The organism is Pseudoduganella lurida, assembly GCF_007830455.1.
Lineage (GTDB): Bacteria > Pseudomonadota > Gammaproteobacteria > Burkholderiales > Burkholderiaceae_D > Rugamonas > Rugamonas lurida.
Genome location: NZ_VLLB01000002.1, coordinates 73,503 through 93,541 on the forward strand (window position 1 = coordinate 73,503; position 20,039 = coordinate 93,541).

Annotated in this window: 14 protein-coding genes; 5 read left to right on the top strand and 9 right to left on the bottom strand. The window is 68.9% G+C overall.

Translation table 11 applies throughout. The features are described 5' to 3' along the window. Nucleotides 1-205 precede the first annotated feature (205 nt). The 4 genes from bcaP (at nucleotide 206) to IP91_RS07150 (ending at nucleotide 5,751) form a co-directional block, all read left to right on the top strand. A complete protein-coding gene (gene bcaP, locus IP91_RS07135) occupies nucleotides 206-1,600 on the top strand; it encodes a branched-chain amino acid transporter BcaP (protein ID WP_145648118.1) in 1,395 nt (464 codons plus the stop codon). Between the two features lie 169 nt (nucleotides 1,601-1,769). Further along, nucleotides 1,770-3,083: a cytochrome c gene (locus tag IP91_RS07140; protein WP_145648119.1), complete on the top strand. Its 1,314-nt coding sequence runs from the start codon at nucleotides 1,770-1,772 to the stop codon at nucleotides 3,081-3,083. Next, the gene (locus tag IP91_RS07145; protein WP_145648120.1) at nucleotides 3,080-3,538 is read left to right on the top strand and encodes a (2Fe-2S)-binding protein; all 459 of its coding nucleotides are present in this window, start codon (nucleotides 3,080-3,082) and stop codon (nucleotides 3,536-3,538) included. Before IP91_RS07140 ends, IP91_RS07145 begins: the two co-directional genes overlap by 4 nt. Continuing rightward, nucleotides 3,535-5,751: a xanthine dehydrogenase family protein molybdopterin-binding subunit gene (locus tag IP91_RS07150; RefSeq protein WP_145648121.1), complete on the top strand. Its 2,217-nt coding sequence runs from the start codon at nucleotides 3,535-3,537 to the stop codon at nucleotides 5,749-5,751. The genes IP91_RS07145 and IP91_RS07150 overlap by 4 nt, the downstream gene beginning before the upstream one ends. Here IP91_RS07150 and IP91_RS07155 read toward each other — a convergent pair. Next, nucleotides 5,748-6,065 carry a hypothetical protein gene (locus IP91_RS07155; protein WP_145648122.1) on the bottom strand — a complete coding sequence of 106 codons (318 nt, stop codon included), beginning with the start codon at nucleotides 6,063-6,065 and terminating at the stop codon, nucleotides 5,748-5,750. The genes IP91_RS07150 and IP91_RS07155 overlap by 4 nt on opposite strands. 315 nt (nucleotides 6,066-6,380) lie before the next feature. Between IP91_RS07155 and IP91_RS07160 the strand changes: the two genes are divergently transcribed. Next, nucleotides 6,381-6,566, top strand: a complete 186-nt coding sequence (locus IP91_RS07160; protein ID WP_145648123.1) for a hypothetical protein — start codon at nucleotides 6,381-6,383, stop codon at nucleotides 6,564-6,566. 62 nt (nucleotides 6,567-6,628) lie between these two features. Here IP91_RS07160 and IP91_RS07165 read toward each other — a convergent pair whose 3' ends face one another. From IP91_RS07165 to IP91_RS07200, 8 genes are all read right to left on the bottom strand, one after another. After that, on the bottom strand, nucleotides 6,629-7,600 hold the full coding sequence (locus tag IP91_RS07165) for a glycoside hydrolase family 43 protein (protein WP_145648124.1): 972 nt from the start codon (nucleotides 7,598-7,600) through the stop codon (nucleotides 6,629-6,631). A 9-nt stretch (nucleotides 7,601-7,609) separates the two neighbouring features. Further along, nucleotides 7,610-10,444, bottom strand: coding sequence for a TonB-dependent receptor (locus tag IP91_RS07170; RefSeq protein ID WP_145648125.1), 2,835 nt, complete (start codon nucleotides 10,442-10,444; stop codon nucleotides 7,610-7,612). Between the two features lie 152 nt (nucleotides 10,445-10,596). Next, nucleotides 10,597-11,430: a carbohydrate ABC transporter permease gene (locus tag IP91_RS07175; RefSeq protein ID WP_145648126.1), complete on the bottom strand. Its 834-nt coding sequence runs from the start codon at nucleotides 11,428-11,430 to the stop codon at nucleotides 10,597-10,599. Beyond that, nucleotides 11,427-12,278 (bottom strand): carbohydrate ABC transporter permease, encoded by an 852-nt coding sequence (locus IP91_RS07180; protein ID WP_229474053.1) that lies wholly within the window; start codon nucleotides 12,276-12,278, stop codon nucleotides 11,427-11,429. Before IP91_RS07180 ends, IP91_RS07175 begins: the two co-directional genes overlap by 4 nt. A gap of 8 nt (nucleotides 12,279-12,286) precedes the next feature. Continuing rightward, a complete protein-coding gene (locus IP91_RS07185; RefSeq protein WP_229474055.1) occupies nucleotides 12,287-13,729 on the bottom strand; it encodes an extracellular solute-binding protein in 1,443 nt (480 codons plus the stop codon). Between the two features lie 46 nt (nucleotides 13,730-13,775). Then, nucleotides 13,776-15,728, bottom strand: a complete 1,953-nt coding sequence (locus tag IP91_RS07190) for a glycoside hydrolase family 2 protein (protein ID WP_145648129.1) — start codon at nucleotides 15,726-15,728, stop codon at nucleotides 13,776-13,778. An 80-nt stretch (nucleotides 15,729-15,808) separates the two neighbouring features. Next, nucleotides 15,809-17,608 carry a family 43 glycosylhydrolase gene (locus tag IP91_RS07195; protein ID WP_158643104.1) on the bottom strand — a complete coding sequence of 600 codons (1,800 nt, stop codon included), beginning with the start codon at nucleotides 17,606-17,608 and terminating at the stop codon, nucleotides 15,809-15,811. Nucleotides 17,609-17,790: 182 nt separating this feature from the next. After that, nucleotides 17,791-19,986, bottom strand: a complete 2,196-nt coding sequence (locus IP91_RS07200; protein WP_145648133.1) for an NADP-dependent malic enzyme — start codon at nucleotides 19,984-19,986, stop codon at nucleotides 17,791-17,793. Nucleotides 19,987-20,039: the final 53 nt, after the last annotated feature.

The following is a 20,039-nucleotide window of genomic DNA, read 5'->3' on the forward strand; positions in this document are numbered from 1 at the left end:
CTCTTCCCTTGTATTAATTTCACCCGGCTTGCCGCAAGGGCAAGCCCGCAAAGCCGGTAGCAGCAGCCTCGGCCTTGCCATTTTCACCCTACTCCCTGTGTGCTAGTATGCGGCGGCGGCAAGCCAGCTTGCCGGACCGAAAGAACCGCTGCGGCCTATCCGGCACGCGCGGCGCCGGAGACGAACCCACACCATTGGAGAAGCAGTGAGCATTTTCAGAACCAAAAACCTCGACGACATGGTTGCGGCCGCCCGCAAGCCTGGCGGGTTGAAAAAAGTCCTGGGTCCGTTCGACCTGATCCTGATGGGGATCGGCGCCATCGTCGGCACCGGCATCTTCGTGCTGACGGGCACCGGCGCCCTGACCGCCGGCCCGGCGCTGACGCTGTCGTTCATCATCGCCGCCCTCGCCTGCGGCTTCGCCGCCATGTGCTACGCGGAGTTCGCCTCCACCGTGCCGGTCGCTGGCTCCATCTATACCTACAGCTATGCCACGCTGGGCGAACTGGTCGCCTGGATGATCGGCTGGGACCTGATGCTGGAATACGGCCTGGCCACGTCCGCCGTGTCGGTCGGCTGGTCCGGCTATTTCCAGTCGCTGATCTCCGGCTTCGGCCTGCACCTGCCGACGGCGCTGACGGCCGCACCGGGCGCCGTGCCGGGCGCGGTCACCTACTTCAACCTGCCGGCCTTCCTGATCATGATCGTGCTGACGGCGATGCTGTCGTGGGGCATGCGCGAATCGGCCCGCCTGAACAACGTGATGGTGGCGATCAAGGTGGCCGTCGTGCTGCTGTTCATCGTCGTCGGCGCGCGCCACGTCGAGCCGGCCAACTGGCAGCCGTTCATGCCGTATGGTCACACCGGCGTGCTGTCCGCCGCGGCCATCGTGTTCTTTGCCTTCATCGGCTTCGATGCCGTCACGTCCGCCGCCGAGGAAGTCAAGCGACCCGAGCGCGACCTGCCGATCGGCATCATCGGCTCGCTGGCCGGCTGCACCATCCTGTACGTGATCGTCTCGGCCATCATGACGGGCATCGTGCCCTACGCGCAGTTCAAGGGCGTCGACCATCCCGTCTCGCTGGCGCTGAAGTACGCCGGCGAGAACTGGGTGGCCGGCTTCGTCGACCTGGGCGCCATCCTCGGCATGACCACCGTGATCCTGGTGATGGCCTACGGCCAGACCCGCATCATCTTCGCCATGTCGCGCGACGGCCTGCTGCCGAAGCGCCTGTCCTCGATCCACCCGAAACACGGCACGCCCTACCTGGCCACCTGGATCGTGGGCGTGGTGTTCGGCCTGCTGGCCGCGCTGGTGCCGCTGGACGTGCTGACGGAGCTGATCAACATCGGCACGCTGGCCGCGTTCTCGCTCGTCTCGATCGCCGTGATCGTGCTGCGCAAGAAGCGTCCGGACCTGCACCGCGCCTTCCGCTGCCCGGGCGTGCCGGTGATCCCCCTGCTGGCCGTGGCGTTCTGCTTCGTGCTGATGGCCTACCTGTCCCTGACCACCTGGATCGCCTTCGGCGTCTGGCTGGCACTCGGCCTGGTGGTGTACTTCACCTACGCGCGCCACCACTCGCTGCTGAACAAGCAGTAAGCGCCGCCGGCGCGGTGCGCCTTTCCGGCGCCGACTGTCCGCCTCGCTGGCGGGCACTCGGCGCCGGCTGCGTTGACGTGTACGCGCCTCGGGATTGTGCGAACGCTAACAGACGCATGGCGGCTGGTCCGGCAAGCTGCGGCATCCCGTCACCGCCGAAGGACCATCGATGCAGGCAGCACCGCCACGCCGCAGCAAGGCCCCCTGGGCGATCCTGGGCGCCGTGCTGCTCCTTGCCGGCCTGTTCCTGCTGGCCTGGCGGCCGCCGATCGCGCCCGTCGCGGCACCGCAGGACTTCGCGCCGACACTGGTGGCGCAGGGCGCCCGGCTGGCGGCGGTGGGCAACTGCATGGGCTGCCACACGGTCGATGCGGCGCGGCCGTTCGCCGGCGGCTATCCGGTCGATACGCCGTTCGGCACCATCCACGGCACGAATATCTCGCCGGACGTGGCGACCGGCATCGGCACCTGGAGCCGCGCCGCCTTCACCCGCGCGCTGCGCAAGGGCGTGTCGCGCGACGGACACCACCTGTATCCCGCGTTCCCCTACGATCATTTCTCGCGGCTGGCCGACGGCGACATCGATGCGCTGTATGCCTACCTGATGACACGCACGCCGTTCCATGCGCCGCCAGCCGCCAACGAGCTGCCGTTCCCGCTGAACGTCCGGCCGCTGCTGGCCGGCTGGAACCTGCTGTTCCTGGATCGCGATGCACCCCGGCCGGCCGCGACGGGATCGGCGGAACTGCAGCACGGCGCCTACCTCGCCGATGCGCTGGCCCACTGCGGCGCCTGCCACACGCCGCGCAACATGCTGGGCGCCGAAGACCTGAAACGGCCGTTCGCCGGCGGTGAAGCGGCTGGCTGGTACGTGCCGGCGCTGGACCGGTCGTCGCCCTCGCCCGTGCCCTGGACCGCCGGCCAGCTGGCGGCCTACCTGCGCACCGGCATCGCGCCGGACCATGCCATCGCCGGCGGCCCGATGCAGGAGGTGGTGCACAGCCTGGCCCGTGCGGACGAACGCGACGTGCGGGCCATCGCCGGCTATATCGTCACGCTGATGGGCAGTCCGCCGGCCGCGCGCGTGGCCGATGCGGCGCGACGGGCGGCGGCACCGACCCTGCCGTCACCGGCCGCGACCGAAGAGGCGCAGATGCGCCTGGGCGCCAGCGTGTATGCCGATGCCTGCGCGCGCTGCCATGACCTGGGCCGCACCGCGTCCTCCGGCAGCGGCCTGCGCCTGCCGCTGGGCGTGGCGCTGCACGATCCCGATCCGCGCAGCCTGCTGCGCATCGTCCGCGACGGCATCGCGCCACCGGAAGGCACGCCTGGCCGAACCATGCCCGCCTTCCGCGGCATCCTCACAGAAGCCCAGGTGGCCGCCCTGGCCGCCTACCTGCGCCGCCATGGCGCCGGGGCGCCGGCCTGGCCGTACCTGTCCACCCATGTCGCGGAATCGTTCCGCCCAACGGAGCGCCCATGACCACTTTCCGATTGAACGTCAACGGCCGCCAGCACAGCGTGGACGCCGACAGCGACACGCCGCTGCTGTACGTGCTGCGCGACGACCTGAAACTGAACGGCGCCAAGTTCGGCTGCGGCCTGGGCCAGTGCGGTGCCTGCACCGTGCTGCTGGACAAGGAAGCGGTCATGTCCTGCCTCGTTCCCGTCGCCACCATCGGCACGCGCGAGGTGCGCACGGTCGAATCGCTGGCCAACGGCGCCCTGCAGCGCGCCTTCGTCGACGAGCAGGCCGCCCAATGCGGCTACTGCATCGCCGGCATGATGGTGCGCGCGCAGGCACTGCTGGAGCGGGGCGGCACGCCGTCGGCGGCCGAGATCCGCCGCCACATGGCCGTCAACCTGTGCCGCTGCGGCACGCACATGCGCATCATGCGCGCCATCGAACGGGCGCTGCACGAGGGGCGGAGCGCATGACAGGCCCCCGGTCGCCGTCCCGGCGCCGCGTGCTGGCCGGCGGCGGCGCGCTGGTGCTGGCGTTCAGCCTGCGCCCCGCCATGGCCGCCGTGGCAGGGGAACAACTGCCCGGCAGCCTGGCGAAGGCACCGATGCTGGACGCCTGGATCCGCATCGATGCGGACAACGCCGTCACGGTCCGCACCGGCAAGGCAGAACTGGGACAGGGCATCCGCACCGCGCTGCTGCAGGTCGCCGCCGAGCAGCTGGTGGTGGCGCCAGGCCGCATCCATCTGATCACCGCGGACACGGACCGCACGCCGGACGAAGGCTACACGGCCGGCAGCCACTCGATGCAGGACAGCGGCATGGCGATCCGGCACGCCGCGGCGCAAGTGCGCGAGACGCTCGTCGCGCTGGCGGCCAGGCAGCTCGCCATGCCGGCCAGCGCACTGCGCATCGTCGATGGCGTGGTCCATGCGCCGGACGGCCGCAAGCTGTCCTACGGCGCCTTGCTGGCCGGGCGCCAGCTGAACCTGCGTGCCACGCCGGAAGCGCCCTTGCGCGGCGGCAGCGCGCGGTTCGTGTCCGGCCGCTCGCTGGCCAGAGTCGACATCCCCGCCAAGGTCTCCGGCGGCGCCGCCTACCTGCAGGACTTGCGGCCGGAAGGTATGGTGCATGCCCGCATCGTACGGCCGCCCTCCGCTTTGGCAACGCTCGTTTCACTGGATGCCGCCGCCGTCGAGCGCCTGCCGGGCGTGCTGAAAGTGGTGCGCGATGGCCGCTTCCTGGGCGTGATCGCCGACCGCGAGTACCGCGCCGTCAAGGCCGCGGCGGCATTACAGCGGGCCGCACAATGGCACGTGCCACCGCTGCCTGCCCTGCCACCGCTGCGCGAGCGCGCGTCGCAGGACGTGATGATCCTTGACCGCGGCGAGCTCGCCGCCGCGCCACTGCGGCATGCCGCCAGCTACACGAAACCATTCCAGCTGCACGGCTCGATCGGCCCGTCCTGCGCGCTGGCCCTGTACCGCGACGGCGCCTATACCGTGTGGACGCACAGCCAGGGCGTCTACCCGCTGCGCAAGGCGCTGGCCGAGCTGCTCGCCGTGAAAGAAGAAGCGCTGCGCTGCATCCACGTGGAAGGGTCCGGATGCTATGGCCACAACGGTGCCGACGACGTGGCCGCCGATGCGGTGCTGCTGGCGCGCGCCCTGCCCGGCCGGCCCGTGCGCGTGCAGTGGATGCGAGAAGACGAACACGCCTGGGAGCCCCACGGTCCGCCGATGGCCATCGACCTCGGTGCCACGCTGGCGCCGGATGGCAGCATCGCGGCGTGGCGCCACGATGTCTACAGCCCGCCGCACAACACGCGGCCCGGCAAGGCCGGCAATCTGCTGGCTGGCACGCTGCTCGCCGAGCCGTTCACGCCGCCGCCGGCAAAACCGTCGCCGCAGCCGGAAGGCGCTGGCGACCGCAACGCCATTCCGTACTACACGCTGCCGGCGGCGCGCGTGGTGCACCATTTCCAGGCCACGGCACCGGTGCGCACCTCGGCCCTCCGTTCGCTGGGCGCCTACGGCAACGTGTTTGCCATCGAAAGCTTCATGGACGAACTGGCCCGCGCCGCGCGCGCCGATCCGGTGGCCTTCCGGCTGCGCCATCTCGCCGACCCGCGTGCGGTGGCCGTGGTGCGGCTGGCGGCCGAACGGTTCGGCTGGAATGGCTATAAAAGACAGGCGGGACGGGGGCGCGGCTTCGCGTTCGCGCGCTACAAGAATCTCGCCGCCTTCGCGGCCATCGCGCTGGAAGTGGAAGCCTCGGCGGATACGGGTTACGTGCGCATCACGCGCTGCGTGGCGGCCGTCGATTGCGGCGAAGTGGTCAATCCGGATGGCGTGCGCAACCAGATCGAGGGCGGCATCCTGCAGTCCTGCAGCTGGACGCTGATCGAGCAGGCGCGCCTCGGCGAACAGGGTCCCGTCACGGTGGACTGGGCAGCGTATCCGATCCTGCGCTTCGGGCAGGTGCCGGACCGCGTGGAAGTCCACCTGGTCGACCGTCCCGGCGCGCCGTTCCTCGGCACCGGCGAAGCGGCGCAGGGACCGACGGCGGGGGCGATCGCCAATGCCGTGGCCGATGCGCTCGGCCTGCGCATCCGCGACCTGCCCCTGTCACGGATGCGGGTGCGCGACGCCGCGGGCACGGCCCCGGACGCCGGGCGACCTGCTTAGATGCCCTCTTCCGGCTTGAAGTGCGTGGGGCTGATGCGGAATTTCTTGCGGCGGTCGCCCATCAGGTAGCGCAGGTCGCGGATCGACAGCTCGCTCACTTCATGCATGCGGATCAGCAGCGACGCGCCGACCGGCAGCTTCAGGTGGCGGATCTTGCTGATCACGGGCGGCGCCACTTCCAGCGAGCGGGCCAGCGCTGCATCGTTCTTCAGGCGCATGATGTCGAGCAGCGCATCGATCAGGCGGTTCGGGTTGTAGCTCAGTCCGTCGTCGTCGGCGGCGACGTTGGGCAGCTGGTCGTTTTCGGATTTCATGTGAGGCTCCAGAGCGGTTTGGCGCGTCCTCCCGGGACGCAGGAAGGCAAACGCCGGCCGCCGCGCGGGCAACGGCCTGTAAAGGGTTGGCAAAAAGGCTGGGGACAGCTGCAATATTGCAGCATATTGTGCCACAGAGCAATTACTTCAAGGAAATTGTCGTGGAAATGTGAAATGCCGGGATGATATGAATCAGTGTTGCCCTGCTTGAACATTTAACAATTACGTGAACTGGCGCACGGTCGCGTCCGCCGCCGGACCCTACGATGAACCCAACATTCATCCGCAACAAGCCACCACCGAAGGAGAGACACGATGTACACCGTCCGCCGCGCTTATTCCCGAACCGATGTCGATACCGAACTGCTGATCAACCGCGCGCTGCTGCTGCAGCAATCGACCGGCCTGAAGGATGCCCACACGTTCCTGACGCGCAAGCGCATCAAGGCTGCCACGATCAAGCGGGTGCTGGCCTGCCCTGGCGACCGCCGCGGGCTGTAAGCGAAACGGGCGCCGCGGCGCCCGTTCTTGTTGGTGGCTTGTTTTCGCCGGATGGCAGGACACTAATCCGGCGCGGCCTGCGCCGATGCCAGCGGCCCGTCCGTCACCGGCCGGCCATCCTCCCAGCGCAGCCGGTCGATGCACATGCGCCGCCCCGTGCGGTCCGGCCCCCACGCGTGGTAGACGATCCAGGTCTCGTTCCCGCCCGGCGACTGCACCAACGAGTTGTGCCCCGGTCCGATCAGCGCACCGGGCAGCGTGGACATCAGCAGCGCCCGTCCGCCATCGGCCGGCCGGCGGTACGGTCCGAGCGGATGGTCCGCCACGACCCAGCTCACGCCGTAGTTCTCGCGCTCCCAGGCCCCGCCGCTATAGAAGCAGTAATACAGCCCGTCATGCCTGAGCACCGAGGCGCCTTCCACCGTGTGCCATTCGTAGACATCCCCGTACATGGCGCGCTCCTTCAGGAACAGGTGCCAGTCCTCGTGCGGCCGGGCGACCATGCGCGGCCTGCCCTCCAGCGTCTGCATGTCGATCATGCGGTCGACGACGATGCCGGTGCCCACGCGGTGATCGTCTTCCAGTTCCAGGAAGTCGACGCAGTAGAACAGGTACCACGTGCCGTCGTCGTCCTGGAACGGATGCGCGTCGATGGAGAACGGCTGGTCCGGCACCAGCACTACGCCGGCATCGAGGAAGGGACCGGCCGGGTCCGTGCTGGTGGCCACGCGCAGCTGGTGGTCGCGGCCCTCGATGCCCTGCGCCGAGTAGTACAGGTAGAACGTGCCGTCGCGGTACGCGACTTCGGGTGCCCAGAAATCGGTGCCACCCGGCGGCACGAGGGCAAAGCCCAGCGGCTCCCATTGCACCAGGTCCGCCGAGCGCAGCACGGGAAAGGCACGCCCGTCGGCGCCCCCCGGCGCCGTGCCGTACGCATAGTAGAAGCCTTCGTGCTTCAGCACGAACGGATCCGCCATCGTGTGCGGGTAGACGGGATTGGTAAAGGTTGCGGGCTTGGTGAACGTGCCGGGCATGACGGATCCTTACATCTTGAAGCGCAGGCCCACGCCGTAGGTCGTGGGGGTGTAGCGGATGTCGCGCGGGCGCGAAGTATCTTCCAGATAGCTCTCGAATTTTTCCTTCGTGAGGTTGATCGCGTCGAACGAGACCGAGATGCGCGGCGTGATCTCGTAGGAGAGCGACAGGTCCACGTACGTCGAGGCCTTCACGAAGCGGTCCTGCAGGAAGCGCAGCTCGGCGATCTGCTCCACGTAGTCGCCGCGGCGCGTGGCGGCCAGCCGGCCCGTCAGGCCATGGCCTTCGTACAGCAGTGCGACGTTGTGGCTCTTCTTCGCCACGTCGATCAGCCGCGTTTTCGTCAGCACCGGCGAGCCCGGATCGAGGCGCGTTTCGTTGTCGCCGCTGATCCACGTGTAGTTGAACTGCGCGCCGAAGCCGCTCCAGAACCCGGGCAGGAAATCGAAGAATTTCTGGATGCCGAATTCGGCGCCCTTCAGCGTGCCCTTGCCGGAGTTCTGCGGCCGCGTCACGCGGTAGGTCTGGCCCCCGATCACTTCGTCCTGCGTGAAGTTCTGCAGGTAGCCGTCGATATCGCGGTGGAACAGCGCGATCTGCGCGTAGCCGTTGTTGCGGAAGTAGTACTCCAGCGTGGCATCCGTGTTCACCGACTTGGTCGGATCGAGGTTCGCGTTGCCTGCGCTGCCCGTGCCGGGCGCATTGACGGTCGGCGGGATCAGCGACAGCGCCGGATTGAGGCGCTGGAAGTCCGGTCGCGTGATAGTCTTGCCGATCGAGAGGTGCGACTGCAGGTTGTCGCGCCAGCCGATCAGCGCCGAAACGCTGGGCAGCACGTTGTTCTCGGACGTCTCCAGGTTGACCGGCGTGATCACCTCGCCGACCCGGCTGGTGCCCTGCAGACGGCGCTTCACATGGATGACGCGCACGCCGGCATCGCCGCTCACTTCCACGCCGCCGAGCACCGTCTGCCAGCGGCCGTTCAGGTAGACGGTGCCGCTGCGCTCGCGCTGGTCGAACTGACGCGTCGGATCATCCGGCACGCGGCCCGCCGCGGCGCCGTAGCCGGCCCGCACCACGTCCGCCTGGTCGATCAGGAAGTCGCGCGACGGCACCAGGTACTGGCCGCCGAGGCGGTCGAGGCCGGGACTGAGGCTCTCGAACGAGGGCCCGAACAGCGCCACCGGATTGGGCCGCGCCGCCGCATCGACATCGCTGTGCCCTTCCGCCGAGTGCGAGTCGGTCTCGCGCGAGGACAGCCGCACGCCCACGTTCAGCGCGCGCACGAAGCCATCGCCCAGTTTATACGTCGCATCGGTGCGCCACTGCGTCTGCCGGCCTTCGGAGACTTCCCAGTTCTGCACCAGGCCGCGCAGCACGAACTGGCTGGCATCGCGCAGCGGTGTCGCGCTGCCGGGCGAGCTCACGTAGTTGTAGCCGCCGTGGCCATCACGGCCATAGGTGAACACGCCCACGTCGGCCTGGGGGATCTGCTGGTCGACGATCACGGTGTCGTTGACGAACTTGGTGCGCGTGAACGCCAGCGCCGACGTCACATCCCACGGTCCGTCGCGCCAGCGCAGCGACAGGTTCAGGTTGTGCGTGTTGGTATGTTCCTTCACGCCCCAGGCGCTGGTGGCCACGTAGGGGTCCCAGTCGTACGGTCCGCCGAACTGGGCGGCCGGCGCATTCGCCGAGACGATCGGGCAGATGGTGCCTTCCGGCGTGGCGCAGCCCCGCTCGCCCAGCACCACATTGTTCAGCCGCGGCGCCCAGCCGACGATCGCCAGGATGTAGTCCACTTCCGCACGCGAGCGGTAGCCGGTGCCCAGGTACTGCGTGGTGAATTCCAGCCTGGGGTTGATCTTCCACTGGAAGGCACCGTGCGCGGAAAAGCGTTCGCGGTCGCCGCCGTTGTAGATGCCGCCCACGTTCGGCAGGCTGCCCAGCCGGTCGCCCGGCTGCAGCGGCGCCACCGGCTGGTTGTCGTTCAGGCGCACCGCGTTGCCATCCTGGCCCACCGAGAACAGCCGGTCCGGCCGGTCCACCCACTGCACCGGATAGCCCCAGCGGTCCTTGTTGTAGGCCGCATCGAACAGCAGGCCCATCTCGCCCGCGCCCGTGTTCCAGCGGTTGCTGAGCAAGAAGCCGCCGCCGGGACTGTTGCGCGTCTCGGCCGCCGAGCTGCCATTGACCTTCTGCCGGCGGTTCTCCGCGTAGCCGGTGGCGGTCAGTCCCGGATAATCGAACGGCGCGCGCAGCCGGATATTCACGGCGCCCGCGATGCCGCCCTCCAGCTGGTTGGCGGTGGCGGACTTGTACACGTCCAGTCCCGCGATCGACTGCACCGGCAGGTCCTGGTAGGCGAGCCGGCGCCCGCGCCCCGTGAAGATGTCGTTGCCGTCGAGCGTGGTGACCACGTCCGGCAGCCCGCGGATGGTGACGGACGAAGTCTCGCCCCGGTCGCGGCCCACCTGCACGCCGGCGATGCGCTGCAGCGCGTCGCCGGCGGCGCGGTCGGGGAACTTGCCGATGTCGTCCGCATTGATGGAATCGACGACCTGCATCGCATCGCGCTTGATCTGCTCGGCGGTGCGGATGCTGCGGCGGATGCCGGTCACTTCCACGGTGGCGATCGGTCCGCCCTGCACGCCGGCCTCAGGTGGCGCGGACTGGGGCGCGGACTGTGCTGCGGACTGTGCTGAGGACTGTGATGCGGCAGCGGCCTGCTGCACCGCCGGTTCGGCGGGCTGCGTGGGTGGTTCCTGGGCCAGCGCCGGCACGGCGGCGAGCAGGCATAGCGATGCGGCGGCGCGGCGTGGCGCGACCCTCGTTGAACTCATGGCGGTCTCCGTTCTTATGATGGGCCAGGCTCGCTGCTCCGCCTGGGTGAGCTGTCCGATCTTAGTCACAAGCCGGCGGCGATGCCAACGCGTTTGCGCCCGCGCCTGCCGCAAAGGTTGCGGGGATGCGACTCAGCAGCAGCTCGCCACGGCTATCCTTTCAGTCCCGTCGCGGCCAGCAGCCCCTGCGTCACGCGCCGCTGGAACACCAGATACGCCAGCGCGACGGGCAGCGCGCCCACCAGCGCGGCCGCCATCAGGTGCGCATACTGCACGCCGAAGGCATCGTAGGTCTGCGTCAGGCCCAGCGGGATCGTCATCATGTCGTTCGAGGTGACGATAATGAACGGCCACAAAAAATTGTTCCAGGCCCCGATGAACGTGACGATCGCCATCGCCCAGACGATATTGCCGGACATGGGCAGGTACACGCTCCACAGCACCCGCAGCGGCGATGCGCCATCGAGCACGGCGGCCTCCCGGAAATCGTCCGGCACCTGGTCGAAGAACTGGCGGAACACGTAGATCGCCACGGGCGACACCACCTGCGGCAGCACGATGCCGGCATAGGTGTTGATGAGACCGAGCTGGTTCATGGTGCGGAACAGCGGCACCAGCAGCGCCTCGAACGGCAGCAGCAGCGCCAGCATCGCCAGCGCGAACAGCAGGTCGCGGCCACGAAAGCGCAGCTGGGAAAAGGCAAAGGCAGCGAGCAGGCTGACGAACATCGTGATGACGGTGACCAGCAGCGCCACCAGCGCGCTGTTGAACAGCCAGCGCGTGACGTTGCCGGCACCGAGCACCTTCGCGAACGATGCGAACGTCCAGTGCTGCGGCAGCAGGTGCAGCACGGGCGAGATGGTCTCGTACTCGGGCCGCAGCGCCGTCGACACGGCCCACAGCAGCGGGGCGACCCACAGCATGGCCAGCAGCGTGGCCGACACGACGGCGATCGCGGTCCAGTGCAGCGTGTGCCCGCGGGTCATGCGCGCCTCCGCAACAGCCAGCCCTGCAGCAGCGACAGGGCCACCACGACAAGGACGAACGCCATTGCGATCGCCGCCGCATAACCCGCATCGCTTTGCGTGAACGCCGTCTCGTACATGTAGTGCAGCGTGACGCGCGTGGTGTTGAACGGCCCCCCGGTCGTCATGATGTAGGTCTGGCCGAACACCTTGAGCGATGCGATCAGCTGCAGCACCAGCGCCGTGACGGTCACGGGCAGCAGCGCCGGCCAGGTGATGTGGCGGAACAGCGTCCAGCCGCGCGCGCCGTCGAGGGCGGCCGCCTCGTACTGCTCGCGCGGGATATTGCGCAGGCCGGCCACGAACATCAGCATGTTGAATCCCACGGTCCACCACACGGTGGCCATCGCCACGGCGGGCATCGCCCACACCACGTCGCCGAACCAGGCGCGCCGGATGCCCAGCAGCTGGTTGACGATACCGAGTGAAGGATGCAGCATCCAGTCCGCAATGAGGGTCATCACGGAGATCGGCAGCACATACGGCAGGAAGAAGGCGCCCTGCAGCCACGCGCCCGCCTTGCTGAACCGGTCGACCAGCAGCGCCATCGCCAGGCCGAGGATCGTCAGCGGTATCACCGTCAGCAGGGCGAACCGGAAGGTATTGCCAAGCGAGGACCAGAACGCCGGGTCGCGGACCAGCATGGCGTAGTTGTCGAGGCCGACCATGCCGCTGGTGCGCGTCAGGCTGCTCTCGGTCAGGCTCAGGTACAGGGTCTGGCACGCCGGCACGAGGAAGAACAGCACCCAGGCCGCCATGAACGGCAGCAGGAGCAGCATGGCGGACAGGGTCTCGGTACGGCGCCGCATCATCCCTCCTAATACTGGGGTGGGCGCTTGTCGACGAGGCGCTGCGCCTCCGTCTCGAAGCGGCGCAGCGCATCGGCCGGCGTCAGCTGCCCGGACAGCGGCGCCGGCAGGAACTTCGACGCGATCGCCTCCACCGGGCCGGCCGCCCCCATGTACCAGCCGGGCGGGTCGTAGACCACGTTCGGTGCTGCGCCGGCGTATTCCGCGTTCGGCATGAGCGTGCGCAGCGCGGCCGATTCCGCCACCGGCCGATACGCAGGAATGTGGCCGCCTTCGGCCCAGCCCAGCGAGTGACGGCTCACGTAGGCCACGAAGCGCAGCACGGCTTGCATCCTGGCGGGCGTGAGCGGCCTGCCGGTATTGGCAGGCACTGCGAAACCGTGCGAATCGGCCCATGCGCTGGCGTTGCCGTAGAGCGCCGGCAGCGGCACGATCCCGTACCGGAAGCCGAGCGTGCCGTCGCGCGTGCCGCGCACCAGCTCCGGCACTTCCCAGGCGCCGTTGAGCATGAAGCCCGCGTTCCCGGCCATGAACTGGCTGGTGGAGGCCGGATAGTTCAGGCCCGGCGTCGCGTACCCGGCCTGGAACCAGTGCGCGATCGCGGCCAGCGTGTGCTCGCCGGCCGGTCCGTACGCGAAGCGGTTCTTGTCCACGACCTGCAAACCCTGCTGCGCCAGCAGCGACAGCCACAGGCGCCAGATCGCATAGGTGCTTTGCGCCGCCTCCATCGCCAGGCCGTCCTTGCCGGTACGCTCTTTCACGGCGCGGAACGCCGCAGTCAGTGCCGCCATGCCGACGATGGGTTTCAGCCGCCCCTGGCCGTCCAGCAGGCCGGCCTGGCCGACGAGCGTCTTGTTGTAGTACAGGACCAGCGGGTGGATGTCGAGCGGGATCGCATACGTACCGTTGCCGTACTGCGAGCGGTCCCACTGGCGCGGCAGGAAGTCGGTGCCGGCCAGGCCGGCGGCATCCAGCTCGGCCGGCGTGATCGGGCGCAGCACGCCGCCACCGGCCAGGTTGGGCAGACGCGACAGGTGGATGGTGGCGACATCGGGCCCCTCGCCCACCACGCCCGCCGTGATCAGCTTCGTGTAAAAGGGTTCGCCCCATTTGAGCGTGGTGCTTTCGACGCGCACTTCACGCTGCGACGCATTGAAGCCGTCGACCAGGGCCCGCATGCGCGCGCCATCGCCGCCGGACAGCAGTGTCCACATGCGCACCACCTGCACATTGGCCGGGGCGCCGCCGCCGGCACGGGCCGGCAGCACCAGCATGCCGGCAAAGGCAAGTGCCCAGCCAAGGGCGAGTACGCGCCGAACGGCGAGTACCCGGGCAACGGCGAATATCCGGGCAACGGCGAATACCCGGCCAACGGCAAGTACCCCGCCTGCCGCGAATATCCGGGCAAGGGCCAGCACCGGCGCGCGCAGCGCCATGACAGCCAGCGCCATCGTCTCCTCCAGTCGTCTGTGCCGGCAGTGGGCTGCCGGTCGTTTGCTACGTGGCTTCGGTCGGTTCGCGATGCCCCGGCTCGGGGGACGCCATGCCCGGCTGGTCTTCCGGCCCGGCGCCCGCATGGGACGATTGTGCAGTGGGTGGCGTGAGCTCCGGCGCACGTTTGCCGCGCCACATCTCGCTGTGGCCCAGCGGATCCGTGTACCAGTCGTGCAGCCGGGCATCCGGCCCGCGCGTGGCCTCGGCCAGCGCGGCGATCGGCGCCTTCGGCACGCGGTGCTCGGTGAGCAGGCCGTTCTTCTCGTTGAACGTGTCCGTCAATTGCGTGTAGCAGAAGCCGGACAGCGGCCGGCAGCGGTGGATCGCCGCCATCAGGCGCTGGTAGCGTTCCAGCAGCTCCGCGCCGTCGCGGGCCACCGAATACCCCCAGCCTTTCGGGTCGCCCTCGTCCATGCAGGCGATCCCGCCGAATTCGGACAGGAACAGCGGCTTGCCCTGTCCATCGAACCCGTCGATCACGAGGCGGCGCCGCGCCGGCCGCACGTGTTCGAACGTGTACTGCAGGCCCTCGCGGGTGCCGTAGCGGGCATACAGCTCCTCCGGATCGGCATGGTAGTCATGCACGTTGACGAAGTCCCCGCACGGCATCTCCCAGCCGTCGTTGCCGACCACCGGACGGGTGCCATCGAGCGCGCGGGTCATGTGGTACATGGCGCGCACGAAGTCCACCTGGCGTCGGTCGTGCATCAGTTCCGGCACGCCCCACGATTCGTTGGTGGGCACCCAGGCCACGATGCACGGGTGCGAGATGTCGCGGTCCACCAGCTCGCGCCACTCTTCCATCACGCCGTGCACCGTCTCGCTGGAGAAGCCGTAGGCCGAAGGCATCTCCGCCCACACGCACAGGCCCAGCACATCGCACCAGTACAGCCAGCGCGGATCTTCGGACTTCTGGTGCTTGCGCACGCCGTTGAAGCCCAGCTCCTTGATCAGCATGACATCCTCGCGCAGCTGGTCGGCCGAACCGACCATCAGGCTGTCCGGCCAGTAGCCCTGGTCCAGCACCATGCGCAGGTAGTACGGGCGGCTGTTGAGCAGGAACCGGTCGCCGTCCACCGAGACCGTGCGCAGCGCCGTGTAGCTGATTACATGGTCCAGCACCAGGCCGTCCTCGGCATGCAGCGTGATCTCCACGTCGATCAGCTGCGGGCTTTCCGGGCTCCACATCCAGTGGGCGCGGGCGTCGTCGATGCCGGGGTCGGGCAGCTGGAACAGGCGCGACAGGCGCGCATCGAGCAGCATGCAGCGGTCCGAGACGAGCACCTTGTCGCCGAGGCGCATGACGATGTTGAGCGTGCTGTTCTTCGGCAGGTGCGCCACGTCGGCATCCAGGCGGATCTGCCACGTGAACACGTCGGCCGTCCAGCGCACGTGCGACACGTGGGCCCGCGCCACCTTCTCCATCCACACGGTGCGCCAGATGCCGGTGGTGCGCGGGTACCAGATCGAATGGGGCTCCAGCTCCCAGTCCATCTTGCCGCGCACCTTGTGCATGTCGTGGGGATCATCCTCTGCCTGCACCACGATCTCCACGCTGTGGCCCGTGAGATGGCGCGTGACGTCGATGGAAAACGGGCTGTGGCCGCCCTTGTGCTGCATGGCGAAGCGGCCGTTGATCCACACGCGGGCGCGGTGGTTGACGGCGCCGAAGTGCAGCATCAGCCGTTCGTCCGACGACGGCAGCAGGTTGTCGTCCAGCCCCACCACGCGGCGGTACCAGACGCGCCGCCGGAATCCCGTGTCGTGCACGCCGCTGGCGATGGCCTCGGGCGGGTACGGCACCGTGATGATGCGGTCGAACGGCACGTTGTACGGTTCCTGGTATTCGGCGGCGTCGTCGAGGTAGGCCTGCCAGGCGCCGTCCAGGTTCAGCCACTGGGGGCGCCGCAGCTGCGGTCGGGGGTGGTCCACGGTGTCGTCTCTCCTTGCGGTCATTTGATCTCCCAATGATAAGGTTTAAATGGCCCGGCAGTGAGACCGTTGCGCTTCGTTACGCTAGTTGCGCTTGGTTGCACTTAGTTGCGGTTGGTTGCACTTTGCAGCGCGCTGACGGTCACCGGCCCGAACGCCACGGCGCGGCCCCTACCGCCCATCGCGAACAGGGCGAGGTGCGGCTGCGCGCCCAGCGCGTGCGTCCAGGTGCCGCCGCCGGTCCAGTGGCGCCCATCCTCGCTGGACCAGGCGCGCCAGCGTTCCGTCGTCCCGCTGCGGACCACGTCGAGCCGCAGCCAGGTCCATGCGCCGCTCGCCGCTGGCGTGCCGGCGACCGTGTTGCCGTACCGTGGATAGCCGGCGGCCACCGGCAGCTGTTCCTTTGCGAACTCCACCTGGTGCAGGCCGGCGTCCGCCAGCACGGCCAGCTTCACGTAGTTGTCGTCGTCCCGCATCGCCACGATGCCGGCCTGGACGTGCGTGGCGCAGCAGTCGTCCGGTGCATCGAGCTGCAGTTTCGTTTCGATGCGCAGGTCGCCGGGCGGCAGGCGGCGCAGCAGCAGCGGCGCCGTGTTCGTGCCGGCATGCAGGTCGCCCGGCTGCGTGCTCCAGGCCAGCGTGCCGTTCCTTGCCCGCCATGTGCCGGGACTGCGGCGCCACCACCAGTCGCGCCCCAGGGTCGGGCCGCCGAAGCCCTCGCGCCATCGCAAGGCGAGGCCGACACCGCTGCCCGGCAGCTGCACCGGGGGCCGGCTCGCCGCGCCCGTGGTGGCCGGCGCCGGCAGCGCTTCGTCGGACGGCCCGCCGCCGCCCGCCACGACCGGCCAGCCATCGATCCAGTCCACGCGGTCCATCAGCACCGGGCGGCGCGTCAGGCCGGGGCTGAAGTACGGGTCGCCCAGGTCGACCGCGTGGTACAGCGTCCACCACTGTCCCGCCACGTCCTGCAGCACGGTGTTGTGGCCCGGTCCCGTCCAGCGGTTGCCGTTCTGCGGCAGCACCGGCGTGCCGCCGGCGCGCACGGCGGCCATGTCGTTGCCGAGGCGGTCCAGGAACGGGCCTTCCGGCGTGGCGGCGCGCCCTACGTTGAGCGAGTAGCCGGTGAGCGGCCCGGCGCAGCAGTCGGTCGCCGACACGAACAGGTACCACAGCCCGTCATGCCGGACCACCTCCGCGCCTTCGTAGCGGCCGGCACTGCCGACGCGCCGCGGCTCGCCTTCGACCGCCAGGCCATCGGCCGCCAGCCGCTGCACGAAGATGCCGCCGCCGTAGCTGCCGTAGTACAGGTAGCGGACGCCGTCGCCAGTGGTGACCACGTCCGGGTCGAAGGTCCAGTCGAACTGGCACCCGGCGCCGCTGGCCCGTGGCGCCACGACCGTTCTGCCGCTGGCCTGCCAGGGCCCGGCCGGCGAGGCGCTGCTGGCGACGCCGATGGCGGAGTCGTTGGTGCAGCCAGGTCGCGGGCTGGCGGCATCCGCGACATCGGTGATCGTGTAATAGAGGTAGTAGCGCCCGTCGTGATAGTGCGGCTCGGGCGCCCACAGCCAGGAAGTGGGCGCGGCCGGCGCGGGGCGTTCGGCGAATGCGTCGGCCACGAAGGTCCAGTGCACCAGGTCATTCGAGCGGTAGATCGGCATCAGCCGGAAGCGCCAGCCATCGCCTTGCCGCTCCTTGCGGCTGACGGGATCGCTGGTGCAGTACAGGTACCAGGTGGGTGCTGCGGCCTGCGGATCGCGCAGCACGGCGGGATCGGCGCAGTTCTCTGCCAGTTCGCCGCTGGCCAGGGTCAGGGGCAGAGGATTGCGATAGGTGGCCTCGCCTTCGGCTGCCTCGATCGCGACGGGACTGGCCAACGCCAGTACCAACAGCAGAGATGCACGCACTCGGAACTCCCTGTGACAGGTCCGGGACAAAGGTCGAACGGAAAGGGCAACGGTAGCACGGAGCGGGCCGGAGCGCTGCACGCGTGGGCCGCGCCGCCGCTCCATAAAAGAAGACCCGCCGGGCCAGGACAGCCACGGCGGGTCGGACGCCAGGTCGGCGCAACGTCAGCGCAGAAAGGCGATCAGCGCGCTGCCGCCGCGACCGCAACGGCCGTCATGTTGACCAGACGGCGCACGGTGGCGCCAGGTCCGAGCACGTGCACGGGCCGCGCGGCGCCCAGCAGCACGGGACCGACCGTGACACCCTTGCCGCTGGTGACCTTCAGCAGGTTGAAGGCGATGTTCGCCGCGTCCAGCGACGGCATCACCAGCACGTTGGCGTCACCCGTGAAGCCGGGGATCACGCCGGCGCCGGCCAGCGCCACGTCGCCCTGCACTTCGCCGGTCACGGACAGTTCCGGCTCGGCCTGCGCCAGCAGCGCGGCCGCTTCGCGCATCTTGCGTGCCGACGGCCGCTCGGAAGCGCCAGCGGTCGAATGGGACAGCATGGCCACCTTCGGCTCCAGGCCGAAATGACGGACCTGTTCGGCGGCCAGGCGGGCAATCGCCGCCAGTTCGGCAGCAGTCGGATCGTCGTTGACGTGCGTGTCGGCCACGAACAGCGTGTGCTTTTCCAGCACCAGCGCATTCATCGTGGCCAGCACCTGCGCACCCGGCGCGAGGCCGATCACGTCGCGCACCTGCTGCAGGTGCGTGTCGACATTGCCGCGCAGGCCGCACAGCACGGCATCCACGTCGCCCTTGTTCAGCAGTTCCAGCGTGAAGGCCGTAGCGTCCGCGGTGCCGGGATCGACCAGCGTGTAGTCGGTACCGGCGCGCAGGCGCAGGCCGGCCGCCGCGATGGCACCACCCACCAGTTCCGGCGTGCCCACCAGGACCGGATGGGCCAGGCCTTCGTCCACGATCGTCTGCACGGCGCGCAGCACGCGCGGCTCGTCGCCCTCGGCATACGCGACGCGCTTCTTCGCGCCCTTGGCGGCCGTGAACAGCGGCTTCATCACGAGGCCCGTGTGGTAGACCTGCTGTTCGAGCTGGGCACGATAGGCATCCAGGTCGGCGATGGGCTGGGTGGCCACGCCCGATTCGGCGGCGGCGCGGGCCACGGCCGGCGCGATCGCGGCGATCAGGCGCTGGTCGAACGGTTTCGGGATGATGTAGTCGGGACCGAACGTGAGCGTCTGCCCGGCATAGGCGGCGGCCACGTTCTCGTGCACTTCCGCTTCGGCCAGTTCCGCGATCGCCAGCACGCAGGCTTCCTTCATCGCTTCCGTGATGCGGGTGGCGCCGCAATCGAGCGCGCCGCGGAAGATGTACGGGAAGCACAGCACGTTGTTGACCTGGTTCGGATAGTCCGAGCGGCCGGTGGCGATGATGCAGTCCGGCCGCGCGGCCAGCGCCACTTCGGGACGGATCTCCGGTTCCGGATTGGCCAGCGCCAGGATGATCGGACGTTCGGCCATGGTCTTGACCATGTCGCCGGTCAGCACGCCGGCCGTCGAGCAGCCCAGGAACACGTCGGCACCGTTGACGATGTCGGCCAGCGTGCGTGCGTCGGTCGCCTGCGCGTAGCGCGCCTTGTTCGCTTCCATGTTCGCTTCGCGGCCCTGCCAGATCACGCCGCGCGAGTCGGTAACGAAGATGTTCTCGCGGCGCACGCCCAGGTTCACCATCATGTCCAGGCAGGCGATCGCGGCGGCACCGGCGCCGGAAGCCACCAGGCGGATGTCGCCGATCTGTTTATTGGCGACCTTCAGCGCGTTGATCAGCGCGGCGCTGGAGATGATGGCCGTGCCGTGCTGGTCGTCGTGGAAGACGGGGATGTTCATGCGCTCGCGCAGCTTCTGCTCGATGTAGAAGCATTCCGGCGCCTTGATGTCTTCCAGGTTGATGCCGCCGACGGTCGGTTCCAGCATGGCGATGGCGTCCACCAGTTTATCGGGATCGTTCTCGGCCAGTTCGATGTCGAACACGTCGACGCCGGCAAACGCCTTGAACAGGCAGCCCTTGCCTTCCATGACGGGCTTCGAGGCCAGCGGGCCGATATTGCCGAGACCGAGCACCGCGGTGCCGTTGGTGATCACGGCCACCAGGTTGGCCCGCGAGGTGTATTCGGCGGCCGTGGCGGGATTCGCGGCGATTTCCTCGCACGCGTACGCCACGCCGGGCGAATACGCCAGCGACAGGTCGCGCTGGTTCGACAGCGGTTTCGTCGGCACGACTTCGATCTTGCCGCGGGTCGGGAAGCGGTGGTAATCCAGCGCATCGGTGCGCAGCTGCTGTTCGCGGCGCTGATCGTCGTCGTTGCTCGGGTGGGTCATGCGGTACTCCTTCCAGTGTTCGAATTCGGTGCGTCCAAGCGCAGTTCAAGGGT

Coding starts and splice junctions, on each gene's coding strand:
- IP91_RS07160 (WP_145648123.1), top strand. CDS start 6,381: ATGTACACCGTCCGCCGCGCTTATTCCCGAACCGATGTCGATACCGAA.
- IP91_RS07185 (WP_229474055.1), bottom strand. CDS start 13,729: ATGGCGCTGGCTGTCATGGCGCTGCGCGCGCCGGTGCTGGCCCTTGCC.
- IP91_RS07175 (WP_145648126.1), bottom strand. CDS start 11,430: ATGACCCGCGGGCACACGCTGCACTGGACCGCGATCGCCGTCGTGTCG.
- IP91_RS07140 (WP_145648119.1), top strand. CDS start 1,770: ATGCAGGCAGCACCGCCACGCCGCAGCAAGGCCCCCTGGGCGATCCTG.
- IP91_RS07155 (WP_145648122.1), bottom strand. CDS start 6,065: ATGAAATCCGAAAACGACCAGCTGCCCAACGTCGCCGCCGACGACGAC.
- IP91_RS07180 (WP_229474053.1), bottom strand. CDS start 12,278: ATGCGGCGCCGTACCGAGACCCTGTCCGCCATGCTGCTCCTGCTGCCG.
- IP91_RS07190 (WP_145648129.1), bottom strand. CDS start 15,728: ATGACCGCAAGGAGAGACGACACCGTGGACCACCCCCGACCGCAGCTG.
- IP91_RS07170 (WP_145648125.1), bottom strand. CDS start 10,444: ATGAGTTCAACGAGGGTCGCGCCACGCCGCGCCGCCGCATCGCTATGC.
- IP91_RS07165 (WP_145648124.1), bottom strand. CDS start 7,600: ATGCCCGGCACGTTCACCAAGCCCGCAACCTTTACCAATCCCGTCTAC.
- IP91_RS07145 (WP_145648120.1), top strand. CDS start 3,080: ATGACCACTTTCCGATTGAACGTCAACGGCCGCCAGCACAGCGTGGAC.
- IP91_RS07150 (WP_145648121.1), top strand. CDS start 3,535: ATGACAGGCCCCCGGTCGCCGTCCCGGCGCCGCGTGCTGGCCGGCGGC.
- IP91_RS07200 (WP_145648133.1), bottom strand. CDS start 19,986: ATGACCCACCCGAGCAACGACGACGATCAGCGCCGCGAACAGCAGCTG.